This is a genomic window from Bacillus sp. RZ2MS9 (assembly GCF_001816185.2).
GTDB lineage: Bacteria > Bacillota > Bacilli > Bacillales > Bacillaceae_G > Bacillus_A > Bacillus_A cereus.
Window position 1 is genome coordinate 203,796 of sequence record NZ_CP049978.1, and the last position, 15,190, is coordinate 218,985.

Sequence of the window (15,190 nt, forward strand, 5' to 3'; positions counted from 1 at the left end):
AGGCAAATGGAGGATTTCACATGTTAGAAAGTTTATTGTTTTTCTTCGCCGTCGGAGTTGCCTGTGAGCTTGCAGCAATTAATCGAAATGGTCGTAAAAAGATAAAACAACAAGCTGAGCTGATACAGCTTTTAAAAGAGTTGAAAGAAAGAAAAAATTAAAAAGACGACCGGGCATAGACGGTCGTCTTTTTCTATATAAAGGGGAAAGGGGACACAAAGTTATACAAGCGTAGCAGCGTAAATAAAAGCAGTAAGAAGAAGAGAGCCGCTAGCTAATCCTAAAAAGTCTAATTTGTTAAAAGTGATGTTATTCATAATACATTCTCCTTACTTGTTTAATGTAGAAGCAACAGCTTTTGCATCGAAAAGAGCCGATAATACCATGCCCATTGTATGTAAGAAATTGTTCGTTTTCATTTTGTTCATCATATTAATCGACTCCTTTTCGAATAATTGTTGCCCTGTTTCTGACTTAATTGTATGAAATATAGTAAGAAGTAACTATCGAATTAGCTTACAAGAAAATTACACTTTTGTAAGAATTGAAATTTAACAATTCATACTTATTTTTATTACCAACTCCTAAAACTTAGTGTTATAATTGTTGTAAGAATATGATTATACTTCGGATGTTTAGAAAGGAACGAAATAAATGTATAAACCAATTACATTTTTGTTGAAATATATATTTAAAACAGCTGGGAAAGTAGAAGTGCAAGGAAGAGAAAAGCTACCAGAAGGTGGTCCGTATGTTGTTGCGTGTACACATACAAGTTTTATGGATGTATTAATGTTAGCTACAGGGATGTACCCAACTCAAATTCATTACATGGCAAAAAAAGAATTATTTGAAGGGAAATTCAAAAATTGGTTCTTTAAAAATGTAAATGCATTCCCTGTAGATCGCGCGAATCCGGGACCGAGTACACTTAAAATTCCATCACGTTTATTAAAAGAAGGAAAGGTAGTAGGGATTTTTCCGAGTGGAACGAGATCAGCGGAAGATGTTTCATTAAAAGCGGGTGCTGTGACAATTGCGATGCGTTCTAATGTACCTTTAGTGCCGGCAGCTTATGTTGGTCCATCAAGTGTAAAAGAATTAATAAAGGGGAAAAAGGCAAAATTGATTTTTGGAGATCCGATTCAAATTGAGGCTGGAGAACAAATAGATCGAAAAACCGCTATGAAAATGATGACAGATCAATTAAATGAGAAGTTTGAGGAGTTAAAAGAAGCTTTGCAATCAAATCAAAAATAAGAAAAGACGACCGGGCATAGACGGTCGTCTTTTCTATTACTATTTATAATAAAGGGGAAAGGGGACACAAAGTTATACAAGCGTAGCGGCGTAAATAAAAGCAGTAAGAAGAAGCGAGCCACTAGCTAGTCCTAAAAAATCTAATTTGTTAAAAGTGATGTTATTCATAATATATTCTCCTTACTTGTTTAATGTAGAAGCAACAGCTTTTGCGTCGATAAGAGCGGAAAATACCATGCCCATTGTATGCAAGAAATTGTTCGTTTTCATTTTGTTCATCATATTAATCCGCTCCTTTTCGAATAGTTGTTACCTTGTTTCTGACTTAATTGTATGAAATGTTGCGGAAAGTCACTATCGAATTAGCTTACAGAAAAATTACACTTTTGTAAGAGAAACAAATGAAGGTGTAATGATAAGAAGATTTGACATATGTTCATGAGATTCATTAACTTAAAGATAGAGGTGAGTGCATGGCTAATATTAAAGATATCGCAAAGATGGCGGGAGTTTCAGTTACGACTGTTTCGAGAGTGTTGAATGATCACCCATATGTAAGTGAAGAAAAAAGGAAAGCGGTTATAGAGATAGTTGAGAAATTGAATTACTCGCAAAACGCAAATGCTGTCCATTTATCAAAAGGAAAGACGAATATTGTTGGTGTGATTTTACCGTATATTAATCATCCGTGTTTTGATGCGATGGTGAGCGGAATGATGGAGATTGCGTTAACTCATAATTACAGAGTGTTACTTTGCCAAACGAATTATAATAAAAAAGAAGAAATGAAAAGTTTACATATGTTAAAAACAAAACAATTGGATGGTCTTATTATTTGTTCACGTGCAAATGATTGGGAAACGATAGAACCGTATGCTTCTTACGGCACAATAATTGCTTGTGAAGATAATGATATTTCAAACATCTCAAGTGTATATACGAATCATTCAGCGGCCTTTCAATTAGGAATGGATTATTTGATTGAGAAAGGTTATAAAAAAATTGGCTATTGTACAGGAAGAAAATTAGGGCCGAGTAGTCAAAAGCGTTTTGATGTTTATAAACAGCAATTGCAATCTATAGATGAAGAGGTTAACGAAGAATGGATTTTTACAGAATGTTTTACACTAGAAGATGGTGTAAAAGTGGCTCATAAGTTAAAAGAGATGCAGGATCTTCCTGGAGCATTAATAGTAGCAGGTGATGAAGTTGCGATTGGGGTTATGACAGAGGTTGAAAAATTAGGGATTCAAGTTCCTGAGGATTTAGCGATTATTGGCTTTGATAATCAACCTATCTCGCAAGTGTTACAATTGACAACTATTGATCAAAATTTAAAGGAGATAGGGAAAACTGCTTTTGAAATGTTGCATAGAAAAGTGAATGACGAGAGTTCTAAACAAGAAAAGCTGGAAATTCCATACGAACTTGTGGAACGCTCTACAGTTTAATCTTAATCCGTTATGTGTATAATCGCATAACGGATTATTTTTTTGAAATATCTTTGACAGGAAACGCGTTTCATACTTTATAAAGGAGTTAAACCGGTCTGTAATATCCATGGATTCTTTTCAAGTGTTAAAGCAGTGAATAGAATTTGGAGGAATATGCATGAATGAACTTTTATCGAGTATGAAAAAGTATGTAGATGATGATGAAAAGATTTTGGTTTTTGTGGTAGGGATCTTTGAGAAGGATAATTTCATGTTATGTTATCAACATGGAATTTTTGTTGCCACTACTAGACGCCTCCTGTTTTACGGGAAATTTCCTTACTATCCTTCAACATTTAAAGAGTACTCATATGTGCATATAGATAGCATAGATTTTCATCCGTACTTTGAGTTTACTTGTAATCATGAAACCATTCGCGCTAAGTATATTCAGAAAGGGAATGTGGAGCAATTTGTCCGTGCAGTTAGAGCAAATATGAATAATTAATCAACCCTCTGTTTAAACATAATATTTCAATTTTTAAGAGGGAAAATGCGGAATAAAAACCACTTCTAAACCTCTAGGAGATAGTGATACAATGTCAAATGGGGGGAGGGTATGAACTATGGTTAATCAACGTATAAAGGAAATAACACTAATTACAATTGGTTCATTATTATTCGCAATTGGTATTAATTACTTTGCAATTCCAAACCGTTTATCGGAAGGTGGAATTATTGGTTTAACGGTTGTTACGTACTACTTATTTGATTGGTCACCAGGGATTGTGAATTTTGCTATAAATGCAATTTTACTAGCTATTGGTTATAAATTTTTTGATAAGAAAACAATGATTTATACAATTTTAGGGATTGTAGAAACATCTTTGTTTTTATACGTTACAGAACATATTGAGTATCATGTAAATAGTGATACATTATTAGCAGCTTTATTTGCTGGTTTATTTGTGGGTATTGGATTAGGCTGTATGTTCAAAGCCGGAGGTACATCGGGAGGGTCAGCAATCTTAGCTCGGTTAGCAAATCAATATTTAGGTTGGAGCGTAGGTAAAGGCGTACTAATTATTGATATTGTTGTAATTGCTGGTTCTGTATTTATAATAGGGCAAGAAAAGGCAATGTATACACTTGTAGCTGTGTTCATCGGAGCGAAGGTGATTGATTTCATTGTAGAAGGAATGGATACAAAAACGGCTGTTACGATTATTTCGAATCAACCAGATTTAATTCGTGAAGCTATTACGAAAAATATGACACGCGGTGTTACTGTATTAGAAGGGCGCGGCGGATATACTGGTAAAAATAAAGAAGTTTTATATGTTGTTATTAATAAACAAGAGCTTGTTAAGTTAAAACAAGTTATTAGCCGGGTAGATGAAGATGCTTTCGTTGTTATACATGATGTACGTGATGTACTTGGCGGTGGCTTTAAAGCAAGCTAAAAGGTGAACGAGTAAATTCGTTCACCTTTTTTAATTCTTACAAAAATGTAAGTGTAATGTAATGAGATTCAATAGTAGATTTTATTCCCCCTTTTTAAAATGGATGTATATATATCCTGCAGAGGAGGAATGTTTATTATGAAGAAAAAAATGATCACTACTATAATAGCGATGATAGTGATAGTAGTAATGTTACTGCCTACGAAACTTGGACCGGTTATCGATAAATATAATCCATTTTATAAGACGAAAGAATACTATACGGTTGTGAATACAATTGGTCAGCATATTGGTGATGAGTGGTATGAATATGAATTTATTGCATTCGATGAACGTGGTAGAGAGCAGAAAATAAAGAAAACGGTTAAGCATATGTTAAAGAGAGATGAAGCATTAAAGGTTTTTGCAAAAGGACGTTACGGTGAATCGATTGAAGAGATTGAGGTTGCAAATATTCCTATAAATGCGAAGAGTAAACTTTTAACGATGAGATAGTAAAATATACCCCCAGCTATTTTTTGTCGAAAATAAAAATACCAGGTAAGGGTATTTTAGGGGTTAATAAAAAAGCCTTAGTCCATATAAACTAAGGCTTTTTTATTATATAAAGGGGAAGGGGGTACATTGTAGTAGCATGGTTGAAAGGTATAAGAAGAGTAGCTACTAGCAATGCAATTTGGTTATTTGAGTGTTCTTCTTATTTGGCTTACTTTCTAACTTTATTGTACGAAATATAAGTAAGGGAAACTATCGAATTACATTACACATAACTTACAAACATGTAAGTCTTCTGTAATGTAATTCGATAGTTAAAAGATAGTAATTTTCATATAGTGTAACTAGAAAGTCTTAATGTATTACTTTCTGTTTGTAATGAAGAATGAAAAACCAACTAATTTTTAATAATCCTCATCTGAATAAAGATGAGGATCCTTTTTTAAACCTTACAACATTGTAAGGTTTACGTAAGTTAATTCGATAGTAAATTTGTCATATTTTTTGCATAATAGATACAGATAGAAAAATAATTAGGGATCTAGTAAGAAGGGAGAAAAATGGGATGCGTAAAGAAGAAGTAGTGAAGTTACCAATTAAAGATTTCTGTAGCTACTTTACTGTTGCCGTAGTGTGTATTGGATTATTTGATATCATAACAAACTTAATTGTTAAATAATATAGATGCTAAAACAAGAAAGGAAGTCCTTTCTTGTTTTTTTTATGGGGGCATAAAGATGAAATGGATTGATAGTCATATACATGTTGATCAATATAAGGATGAAGAGAAGAACAGATTACTGAAAGAGGTGGAAAATAGTAATGAAATAAAGGGGCTTATTGCTGTATCTATGAATTATCAATCTTGTAAGGAAACGTTATCTTTAGCTAAGAAGTATTCCTTTATATATCCAGCGATAGGGTTTCATCCAGAGCAACAGATTCATAAAGAAGAGTGTGAACAGATTTATAAACTTATTGAACAGAACGCAGAGGAAATTGTTGCGATTGGTGAAGTAGGTTTGCCCTATTATTTGAGGAAAGAAGATGAAAGCATTGCTGTAGATCCATACATAGCTGTATTGAAAAAATTTATAGAACTAGCTAGTAAGTATAATTTGCCGATTATATTACACGCAGTTTATGAAGATGCTGACACTGTATGTGATTTGCTAGAGAAATATAAAGTTTCACGTGCACATTTCCATTGGTTTAAAGGAAGTGATGAAACAATGAAACGGATGATGAAGAATGGTTATTATATTTCGATTACACCGGATGTTTTACATAAGGAGAAGATTAGAAAAATTGTTTCGTATTATCCGCTTGAATATATGATGGTAGAAACAGATGGACCGTGGGAATTTCAAGACGATGTTATGACGCACCCGAGAATGATTCGAGATGTATTAAAGGAAATTAGTTCTATACAAAACATATCCATTGATAAGGTCGCAAAAACAATATATGAAAATACAAGTCGATTTTATTTGAAAGGATAGGAGAATTATAGTTTTAATCATGTAACGGAAAAAGTGAAAATTGAATGTATTTAATAAAATGCCACGGTTTGATATATGACAAAAAACCACCAAGCGTTCCGCTCGGTGGTTTTGTATTAGGATTCTAATTTTCTCGCACGTTTTAATAATAAAAGAAAGACAATGATAACGAACCCCAGTATAAGGAAGAAGCCATATTGCTTTATATAATCAATTATGTCATTCGCACTGGTTGGTTTTTCAACGTGAATGCCGTCTTTATTCGTCGTAATATGAATATCTTTCATTTTTACTTCATTCTTTTCCTTTTGTAAATCAATCCATTCTATATTTGGAATACTTTCTAGATCTTTTAACACTTCTTTTAATGGTTTCACACCTAAGTAAGGATGATAAAATGCCCCAATAATCCCATCGGATAATTTAGAAACAGATAGAGCACGTTCTTTCATTTTAGCAATAGTTTGTGGCGTATCTTCTTCAATAAATCCGACTGTTTCAGGCAATAGTTTCATTCCATGTAAAAATGACGGAGTACTTGTATAATATGGTGAGTGCATGGATTTCCAAGTTGTATCATTTAACTGTAGTTGTCCTACATAAGTTGAAAAGTACCTTGATAATATTTCATATCCTTTTTGAGACATCGTGTAATGAGGTGCTTCAAAGGCAACAGGATATAGTTTAGCATCTACAAGTTCTTGAATTCCTTTTTCAATATGATTTTTCGTATATTTTTCCTCGAATTCTTCCCCTTTTTTTACATATTGGTTATATGCCTCTATATTTGGAAAGTCATCTTTTGTCTTCGGTTTTTCATGCTTCGGTTGGCGAATTGGTTGATCTTTTTTGACATCCCAAAATTCAAAGCCCTCACCTGTTTCACTGTCATAAAATTGGTGAGTATAACCATGCATAATAATTGCTGCACCATCATCTTGCATAGAGCGTAAAAGATCAACTAGTTCTGGTTTATCTTTTAAATGTATTATCTTTCCTGTATCTGGATCTTTATATACCGGAATAACAGTAATCATGTAAGGCATCTTTTTCTCTTTTAGTAATTTAGCAATTTCTTTCAATTGATTTATATCTGCTGCTGGGTGAACATCCTCAAGACGTAAATAAGCTTCAACTTTATTTTTCGTTGGTTTTTGGCTGAAATAAGAAAATAACATTTCACCGACGTAATGAGACATCCAGTCAAAGAGGTTAGGTGTTGCGACATAATAAGATATTTCATGCTGAACGATTAGTGGGTTAGTGTTATTTGAGCTTAAAGCGTTAGCAAGCACAGTTCCATTCGTATCAAATGATTGAATTAATCGTTCCTCTTCTAAGGTATTTTTTAGCTTCTTTTCTGGATATTCAATTTTATTAACTCGTATATCGTCACTCTTCAATGTAATGAAAGAAAAACGCTTAGATAATTGTTCAACATTTTGTCCTAATACTAATAAAGGGCCGGAGAAGTTTTCTAGAAATTGTTTCGTTTCATCAGAAAACGCTTCTTTTGTTTCACCGATATAAACAATATGTGTATAGGAGGATACGTTATTAATTGAAGTTGCTTCTTTTAAGTTTTTTACGGTTATATCATTTGTAAAATGTCCTAATTGAGTATTAAGGATTTGGACATTATTTGAAACTTTATCGTCTTGTGTACTATACAAAACAAGTACTTTTGGTTTTGATGATGTTTGTGCAGAGGTGTAGGTAGGGATGAGTAGTAAAATGCTGAACAAGAGTGTTAGGCATTTTTTCATTTTGTACGCTCCTATTCTATATATAGAGTTCAGTTTACAATTATATACAAAAAATGCGTTATAGTCTATGAAAGTTACATTTTTGCACGTATTTACCAGCTGTTTTTTCACAAAATCGGTCTAAAGCATGATGATAATACGTATAGTTATTTGCTATGATAAAAGAGTAATAGAATGTAGGTAATTGTAAAGGGAAGGCTGAAAGGGGACAAATTTCAGCGGAGAAAGAGGTAGAGGTAGTGAAGAAATTCTTTGTAGGATTTTTAGTTGTTCTTGGAGTATATTTATATTTCCAAGGAAAGTCTGAAGGAATGGATAAGCTAGTGAATGGAACAAGCTATGTTGATTCAGAAGAAGCAAAACAGATGAAACAAATCATTATAGAGGAAGCGAAGAAAGTAAATCTTCCGGAATGGATACCTCTTGCAATTGCCGAGCATGAAAGTCGATTAAATCCAAGAAGTGTTGGAGATAATGGAACTTCATTTGGATTGTTTCAACTACACCGCGGCGGCGGGCTTGCACCAGAACATTTAACTGATGATGAGCTGAAAGATCCACGTACAAATGCGCAAATTGCAATGCCGCATTTAATGAAAGGATATAAGCGTGGGGTGCAAAAAGGTTTGACTGATTTTGCATTACTGAAATATATAGCGAATACATCTGGATGGCCAGGGAATTTAGGGCCAGAGTGGACGGATAATAACATGAAGTATAACATCGGACTAGAAGATGTGTACTATCGAAATAAAGGTGTAATAAAGTGAAACTTTAATCAGTGGGGGAGTCTGTTCATCCCCCGCTGATTATTAGTCTTCACCAATCGGGCTTTTACGAGCAGTTAATCTTCCGCCTAAATTCTAGCGTTTTCCGGATTTTGAGGTGGAAGTTTTACTGCTCGTTAATGCGGGGTAACAGAGTAGGTTTCCTATACCTACTCTGTTTTTTTATGAATAATTTCATCCTTTTCTTTCGTGAAATACTGCGTGAGTTGTATTTTCACCTCTTCTAGTTTTGTAGAAACTTGCGGTATTTTATATCCTACATACAATGGTGAAACGACAAATCTAGGTACAACTTTACAAATGATTTTTCCATTTAAGTAATAGAAGAATAAGTTATAACTACTGCATCCTTTATGGAAATCTATCAGTATGTAACGTACAGTTTGCTGAATGTAATTTGCCATTTCATCTATATATGAAATATTATCAATGATTATATTGAATTCAGTGAAGCCAATAATGGGACGCTCTGAAATATTAAGTTCAATGCGTTCATTTTTTTGAACAATTACCCCTTGAAAATTTTCTTCTTCAATATTTTCAAGATAATCTACATATTTCATTCCGATAATTTGCATGTGTGCATGATGTAAACTTCCACCTGAAAATGGACCGTGATTTTTGTATAAAATTACAGATGCAAATTCTTCGTTCTTCTGTAAGTGTAACCAATGTTGAATAGAAAATTGCATTAATTTTCGCATATGTTCTTCTGTATATGTTGCGATATGATCTTCGCAATTATCCGTTTCGATCAGCACCGTTTGAAATGTATCTTGTAATGTAGGAAATTTATTTTTTAACCAAATAATAGAACCATCAGTTGCTAAAATATCCGTTAAATGTTCTTTATCGCAAAATGGACATGCAGCGCTTCTATTCCGAATACTTTCTGGTTTTTGTTTACCGATATCGTTTAAAAAATATAGTTGTTGTGTATCCATTTGTATATATGCCCCTTTAAAATATGTGTAAAAATCCCGCTTAATACATTCGGGAAAAGGAGAAGGAAATCCTCTAAAGACAATATGGAAAAAATAAAAGACAAGATATCCTCATTACGATAGGGTACCTTGTCTTTTATTTTTTCTCTAATAGTGTGTATGGATAATATAGAACATTTTCATTATTTTTCTTTTTTCTATTTTTTATTGTGTATAAAGTAATTGCTGTGCTTGCAATTATAATAATGGCTTTCTTCATATTCATATACCCCTTTTTATTGTTGGTTTAATTCTTGGCTAACTGCTTTTGCATCGACTAAAGCGTGTAAAATCATTTTTACCATGTTCATCATATTTCTTCACTCCTTTTTATAGTTCATTTAGTTCTTTTACAACTGCTTGTCCGTTCACTAATACCTCAAAGATTGCTTTTACGATTTCTTTCATCATGTTTGTTTCCTCCTTGTGTTTGTCTCTCTTGTTTTACATCTTTATTGTATAGGGAGGCATCTTTTCGTACTATCGCTTTCCATTACGTGAACATAACAGTTTTGTAAGATTTGATGTCACTTATTGAAATGTTTAGTCTATCTTCATTATTTTCAGAAAAATGACTATTCAAACATGAAATTGGAAAGTATAATAAAGAAGTAAGTATTAAATTCCGTACGAAAGGGGTGAATGAGATGAAACGTTCTTTAGCTGCGCGTGCCAAATTTTTAGATTTTATCTATTTTTGTCGTGCGATTTTTCATGATGTAGTTGTTAACGGGATACGTATGCCCTTTTTTAACAATTGCATAGTGACTATTGAACGATAGAAATCTCTTCACCCATTTTTAATCAACGTGTGAAAAGGGAGCTATTTGGCTTCCTTTTTCTATGCCGAAAACCATGGGGAATGTTTCTTTCTCATGGTTTTTTATATTGAAAGGAGTACGGAAAATGACTATTTGTAGTGTAAATAATGTAACGAAATCTTTTGGTGGAAACATCATATTTGAAAATATATCGCTTGAAATAAAGAATGGTGAACGTGTTGGGTTAGTTGGTCGTAACGGTAGTGGGAAGACAACAATCTTTGGGCTTCTAACGGGAATAGAGAGTTTGGATGCAGGAGCCATTCATATGAAGAAAGGTACACGTATTGGTCATGTCGCACAAATTCCGAAGTTTGATGAGGCCATGACTGTATATGATGTATTGAGTTCCGCTTTTAAAGTAGAAAAGGAATTAGAAAAAGAAATGCATGCTCTAGAAAAAAATATGGCGGAGGAGCAGGAACAATCTCCTTTGCAAAAGCTAATGGAGAGGTACGGAGTAATTCAAGAAAAATTTGCATTTCTCGGTGGTTATGAAATAGAGGCAAATATAATGAAGGTAGCAAATGGCTTACAAGTCACAAACTTATTTCCAAGAGTATTTACGGAATTAAGTGGAGGAGAACAGACGAAAATAAGCCTTGCATATATGCTATTGCAGAAACCAGATTTACTTCTATTAGATGAACCAACAAATCATTTAGATTTGTTTGCAGTTGAATGGTTAGAGAAATTTTTAAAAGAATATAATGGAACAGTTATGGTTATTTCACACGATCGCTATTTCCTTGATGAAGTTGTAACGAAAATTTTGGATTTGGAAGATGGAGAGATTCACGTGTACCATACGAATTATTCTCAGTTCGTTGAGGAGAAGGAAGAAAGGTTACTTCAAGAGTTTCAAGCTTATCAAGAGCAGCAAAAGAAAATAAAGAAAATGAAAGAAGCAATTAAGCGCCTACGTGAATGGGCAAATCAAGCGAATCCTCCGAATGAAGGATTGCATAAAAGAGCGAGGAATATGGAACGTGCGTTAGAGCGTATAGAGAAATTAAAGAGGCCAATTTTAGAAAGAAAACAGATGGGTCTTCAGTTTGAAGGGCAAGAGAGAAGCGGAAAAGATGTTGTTGTAATGAAAGAAGTGAGTAAAGGTTTTGCTGGCCGATCTTTATTTGAACAAGCGAATTTACATGTTCGTTTTCAAGAGCGTGCTGCTATCGTTGGTCGTAATGGTACAGGGAAGACTACATTATTAAAACTACTATTAGAAGAAATAAATCCAGACGTTGGTGAAATTCGAATTGGTAGTAGTGTCAAAATTGGTTATTTATCACAACATGCATATGAAAATATGAAGAGTAATGTATTGGAAGCATTCAGAGAGAATGTGGCTGTAACAGAGGGAGAAGCAAGACATATATTAGCTAAGTTTTTGTTTTATGGTCCAGCAGTATTTAAGAAAGTAACGCAACTTAGTGGTGGAGAAAAAATGAGATTAAGACTTGCGCAACTTATGTATCAAGACATCAATTTTCTAATTTTAGATGAGCCGACAAACCATCTTGATATTGAATCAAGGGAAGTTTTAGAGGAAGCCCTTGAACAATATAACGGGACGATTTTAGCTGTTTCACACGATCGATATTTTTTAAATAAGTTATTTGAAAAGACGTACTGGATTGATAGATGCAAATTATTTGAGTTTGCAGGAAACTATGCATGGGCTCGTCAAAAGTGGGAAGAAAAGCTTGAGGAGGAAGTAATAAAGCATAAGCACCATGGAAGAAAAAGTGTTGAAGCAATCTCTATAAAAAAGAAAGATTCTAGAAGTTTTGCGGAGATTGAAAACGAGTTAATGCATATAGAAGAAGATATATATGCATTAGAAAGTGAAATGGAATATGTAGCTGATGTTGAAAAACTTGAAAAATTATATGAGGAAAAAACGAAGAAAGAGTTGTTACGAGCAGATTTATATAATGAATTAGAGAATATGGTGGAGTAATGAGTAGAAAGCCACTTCCTTTCAGTTTTGCTGGAGGAAGCGGCTTTTTTCATAATGATATTTTGCTTTAAAGGTTAAATGAAGCGATGTGTTTCACGTGAAACAGTAACTTAGATAAATCCATTTTCCTCAATTTGCATAGTTTGTGAAACATATGAAAATGATAAGGTGAAAAATAAATGTCATTAGTGGCTTTTCGATAGGAGTAATTACAAAAACAAAGGCTAATTATTTCCCGAGAGATAAAGTGAGGGCTTTTACGGGCACCCCGACCCTGACCTAACTTCTTTTGCTTTCGCTGAATTTTGAGGTGGGGGTCTTACTGCACGGCAAATAGCGGGATAAATATGTGTAACAGAGACTAGTGAATGAAAACAAAAAGAGAGCAAAGTTACAGCTTTATGCGCTGAACTCTGCTCTCTTTTTGCGTGGCATCTTCTCTCGTTGAAATTATAATAGCAATCCCGAGCATGATAAAAAAAGCTAAAAAGAGGACGAACTTTGGGAAGAACGGGAATAGTAATAGCGCTCCGACTATCATAATTGTTAATAATACGTAGTGCAGGACGTATTGGAATAGGTTGTCCATATTTTCGCCCCCTTTTTGGTAATTGGTTATTAGTATTCTATGTTTCATGCTGAAGGAATAGAAGTAGATTTTTAAGTTTTAATACGAATTATAGCTGAGTTTTCTTAAAGTATAAATGTAGAGTAATAATTTTTGAAAAATTCTCAAAATATTTATTTAGAAAGAATTGACAAAACATAATGAACGATATAAGCTAATAACCATAAAGTCTACCGGAAAGGTCGGAATAAGATTGTTACCCCTCAAAAACATCTATTTTTTTCTGATTAAAACCGACTTTTCCGATTGGCTATAAATATGCTGTGGGAGGCATACATAAGCTAATAAGTTCAAAGGGTATAACTATTAAACAGTTAGGGTGGGGACAATGAAGAAAAAGACAAAAAAATGGGCTGGTGTATTTTCAGTATTACTGAGTAGTTCGCTTGTGTTATCTGCTTGTGGGGGACAGGAGGATACGGCTTCTACAGAACCAGTAAAAAAGCAGGATTTAAAAGACTCTAAGATTGAATCAATTCCAGCTACAGATAAAAAGAAAAGTCCAGAGAAAGCAAATCAACGAAAAGATACTTTCATTACAGCCATTTCTAAGCCAGGGGGAGTTTTCCTTCCGTATTTCCAAGATAATGGTTGGGATGGAAATGTAACGTCGGTTATTTTTGCTTCATTAGTAACAACAGACAAACAAAGTAAACCTATTCCGGATCTTGCGGAAAAATGGGATATTTCTGCTGACCAGTTAACATATACATTCCATTTACGTAAAAATTTAAAATTTAGTGATGGGTCGCCTCTAACAGCGGATGACGTAGCATTTACATTAACACTACTTCATGATAAAGCGTATGAAGGTGGATTGGATATTGCTCAGTATGCTGTTAAAGGCGGGAAAGAATATAAAGAAGGAAAAGCAACTTCTATTGAAGGGATTCAAGTTGTTGATCCACAGACAATTAAAATTACAACTGAAAAAGTTAATTCACAGGCGCTAACTAATTTAGGTGGCCCAGTGCTATCAAAAGCTTATTATGGAAAAGATTATAAACAAAATACGAGTTTGGACTATTTAAAAGCATTATATGGGCAACCAATTGCAGCGGGTCCATATAAATTTGAAAAATATGTTCCAGGTCAAGAAGTACGCTTTGTTGCTAACGAACATTATTATGCAGGTAAACCAAAAATTAAAAACTTTATTTATAAAATCACATCAGGTGATACTGGATTCCAATTATTCCAAACAGGTGAACTGGACTATAGTGGATTTAGAGCGAACCCTGAAAATATAGACCAATTAAAAGGATTAGAGTTTGCAAACATTAATCTTGAATCATCAAGTGATATTGCTTATATCTATGTAAATAATAAGAAGTCGTATTTGAAAGATAAAAAGGTACGCCAAGCACTTACTTATGGATTAGACCGTAAGAAGTATGTGGATACAGCTTTACAAGGATATGGCTCTGTTGCTAACGTACCAATTGCTCCAGTTTCATGGGCATATACAGAAGAAGGTATTAATAAATACCCACACGACGTAGAAAAGGCTAAAAAATTATTGGATGAGGCTGGTTGGAAAGTAGGTTCTGACGGAGTTCGTGAAAAAGATGGTCAAAAATTAAAATTAACATACTACGCATCAAATACAAGTAAAACAAATGATATCTTTATTCCTATTGCAAAAGAAAGTTACAAAGAAATTGGTGTTGAATTAAATCCAGAGTTGATGGACTTTAATACGATGCTTTCAAAAGTAGGAAAAGGTGACTATGATTTAGCGGCAGTTTCAACACCGGGAATTAGTGATCCAAGTGAAGTTGTAAGTGATTACTTATCAACTAATCCAAAAAGTGATACGGGTTATAATAACCCAAAAGTGGATGAATTGATTGGAAAAGGTATAGGGACGACAGATATTGAAAAACGTAAAGCGATTTATAAAGAACTGTATAAAGAGTTAAGTGATGATCCACCAGTTATTTTATTAAACTATCGTAAACTACTTTATGCTCATAATGCACGTATAAAAGGAATTGATCCAGAAAAGTACGATGGCATCAGTTCCAACTTACCAGTGTTATCTATTGAACAATAAGGATTGACCTAAATAATAGAAGACGTTTT

At 33.7% G+C, this 15,190-nt stretch carries 17 protein-coding genes; 11 read left to right on the top strand and 6 right to left on the bottom strand.

What is annotated here, in order from left to right; all coding sequences use genetic code 11:
* The first annotated feature begins 20 nt into the window (after nt 1-20).
* Nucleotides 21-161: a YrzO family protein gene (locus BHV55_RS01165; RefSeq protein WP_000894065.1), complete on the top strand. Its 141-nt coding sequence runs from the start codon at nt 21-23 to the stop codon at nt 159-161.
* A 60-nt stretch (nt 162-221) separates the two neighbouring features.
* Here the strand turns inward: BHV55_RS01165 and BHV55_RS01170 are convergent, their stop codons facing one another.
* Entirely contained in the window at nt 222-317 is a 96-nt protein-coding gene (locus BHV55_RS01170; RefSeq protein WP_001060007.1) for a DUF3948 family protein, read from the bottom strand.
* 337 nt (nt 318-654) lie between these two features.
* On the opposite strand from BHV55_RS01170, the gene BHV55_RS01175 reads away from it, so the two are divergent.
* Nucleotides 655-1,260, top strand: a complete 606-nt coding sequence (locus BHV55_RS01175) for a lysophospholipid acyltransferase family protein (protein ID WP_000277777.1) — start codon at nt 655-657, stop codon at nt 1,258-1,260.
* Between the two features lie 72 nt (nt 1,261-1,332).
* Here BHV55_RS01175 and BHV55_RS01180 read toward each other — a convergent pair whose 3' ends face one another.
* Nucleotides 1,333-1,428 carry a DUF3948 family protein gene (locus BHV55_RS01180; protein ID WP_001060007.1) on the bottom strand — a complete coding sequence of 32 codons (96 nt, stop codon included), beginning with the start codon at nt 1,426-1,428 and terminating at the stop codon, nt 1,333-1,335.
* A 305-nt stretch (nt 1,429-1,733) separates the two neighbouring features.
* On the opposite strand from BHV55_RS01180, the gene BHV55_RS01185 reads away from it, so the two are divergent.
* The 5 genes from BHV55_RS01185 to BHV55_RS01205 all read left to right on the top strand — a co-directional run bounded on the left by BHV55_RS01185 (nt 1,734) and on the right by BHV55_RS01205 (nt 6,153).
* Nucleotides 1,734-2,711: a LacI family DNA-binding transcriptional regulator gene (locus BHV55_RS01185; protein WP_001273899.1), complete on the top strand. Its 978-nt coding sequence runs from the start codon at nt 1,734-1,736 to the stop codon at nt 2,709-2,711.
* A 160-nt stretch (nt 2,712-2,871) separates the two neighbouring features.
* Nucleotides 2,872-3,201, top strand: a complete 330-nt coding sequence (locus tag BHV55_RS01190) for a PH domain-containing protein (RefSeq protein WP_001004251.1) — start codon at nt 2,872-2,874, stop codon at nt 3,199-3,201.
* Between the two features lie 118 nt (nt 3,202-3,319).
* Nucleotides 3,320-4,156: a YitT family protein gene (locus BHV55_RS01195; protein ID WP_000248040.1), complete on the top strand. Its 837-nt coding sequence runs from the start codon at nt 3,320-3,322 to the stop codon at nt 4,154-4,156.
* Between the two features lie 138 nt (nt 4,157-4,294).
* The gene (locus BHV55_RS01200) at nt 4,295-4,651 is read left to right on the top strand and encodes a YxeA family protein (protein ID WP_000728422.1); all 357 of its coding nucleotides are present in this window, start codon (nt 4,295-4,297) and stop codon (nt 4,649-4,651) included.
* Nucleotides 4,652-5,388: 737 nt separating this feature from the next.
* Nucleotides 5,389-6,153 (top strand): TatD family hydrolase, encoded by a 765-nt coding sequence (locus BHV55_RS01205; protein ID WP_070183503.1) that lies wholly within the window; start codon nt 5,389-5,391, stop codon nt 6,151-6,153.
* A gap of 116 nt (nt 6,154-6,269) precedes the next feature.
* Here the strand turns inward: BHV55_RS01205 and BHV55_RS01210 are convergent, their stop codons facing one another.
* Nucleotides 6,270-7,919, bottom strand: coding sequence for a DUF2334 domain-containing protein (locus BHV55_RS01210; protein ID WP_016111295.1), 1,650 nt, complete (start codon nt 7,917-7,919; stop codon nt 6,270-6,272).
* 239 nt (nt 7,920-8,158) lie between these two features.
* Here BHV55_RS01210 and BHV55_RS01215 point away from each other — a divergent pair, with 239 nt between their 5' ends.
* On the top strand, nt 8,159-8,689 hold the full coding sequence (locus BHV55_RS01215; protein ID WP_000713248.1) for a transglycosylase SLT domain-containing protein: 531 nt from the start codon (nt 8,159-8,161) through the stop codon (nt 8,687-8,689).
* A gap of 167 nt (nt 8,690-8,856) precedes the next feature.
* On the opposite strand, the gene BHV55_RS01220 is transcribed toward BHV55_RS01215, so the two are convergent.
* Both BHV55_RS01220 and BHV55_RS01225 read right to left on the bottom strand, forming a co-directional pair.
* Entirely contained in the window at nt 8,857-9,651 is a 795-nt protein-coding gene (locus tag BHV55_RS01220; RefSeq protein ID WP_002004289.1) for a DUF4931 domain-containing protein, read from the bottom strand.
* Nucleotides 9,652-9,787: 136 nt separating this feature from the next.
* On the bottom strand, nt 9,788-9,916 hold the full coding sequence (locus tag BHV55_RS01225) for a hypothetical protein (RefSeq protein ID WP_001998915.1): 129 nt from the start codon (nt 9,914-9,916) through the stop codon (nt 9,788-9,790).
* A 421-nt stretch (nt 9,917-10,337) separates the two neighbouring features.
* Here BHV55_RS01225 and BHV55_RS27385 point away from each other — a divergent pair, with 421 nt between their 5' ends.
* Together BHV55_RS27385 and abc-f are read left to right on the top strand one after the other, a co-directional pair.
* Nucleotides 10,338-10,472, top strand: a complete 135-nt coding sequence (locus BHV55_RS27385) for an RAxF-45 family protein (RefSeq protein ID WP_000830643.1) — start codon at nt 10,338-10,340, stop codon at nt 10,470-10,472.
* A gap of 124 nt (nt 10,473-10,596) precedes the next feature.
* Nucleotides 10,597-12,477, top strand: coding sequence for a ribosomal protection-like ABC-F family protein (abc-f, locus tag BHV55_RS01230; RefSeq protein WP_070757056.1), 1,881 nt, complete (start codon nt 10,597-10,599; stop codon nt 12,475-12,477).
* 391 nt (nt 12,478-12,868) lie between these two features.
* On the opposite strand, the gene BHV55_RS01235 is transcribed toward abc-f, so the two are convergent.
* A complete protein-coding gene (locus BHV55_RS01235) occupies nt 12,869-13,066 on the bottom strand; it encodes a hypothetical protein (RefSeq protein ID WP_000369253.1) in 198 nt (65 codons plus the stop codon).
* A 367-nt stretch (nt 13,067-13,433) separates the two neighbouring features.
* On the opposite strand from BHV55_RS01235, the gene BHV55_RS01240 reads away from it, so the two are divergent.
* Nucleotides 13,434-15,161 (top strand): ABC transporter substrate-binding protein, encoded by a 1,728-nt coding sequence (locus BHV55_RS01240; protein ID WP_070757057.1) that lies wholly within the window; start codon nt 13,434-13,436, stop codon nt 15,159-15,161.
* Nucleotides 15,162-15,190: the final 29 nt, after the last annotated feature.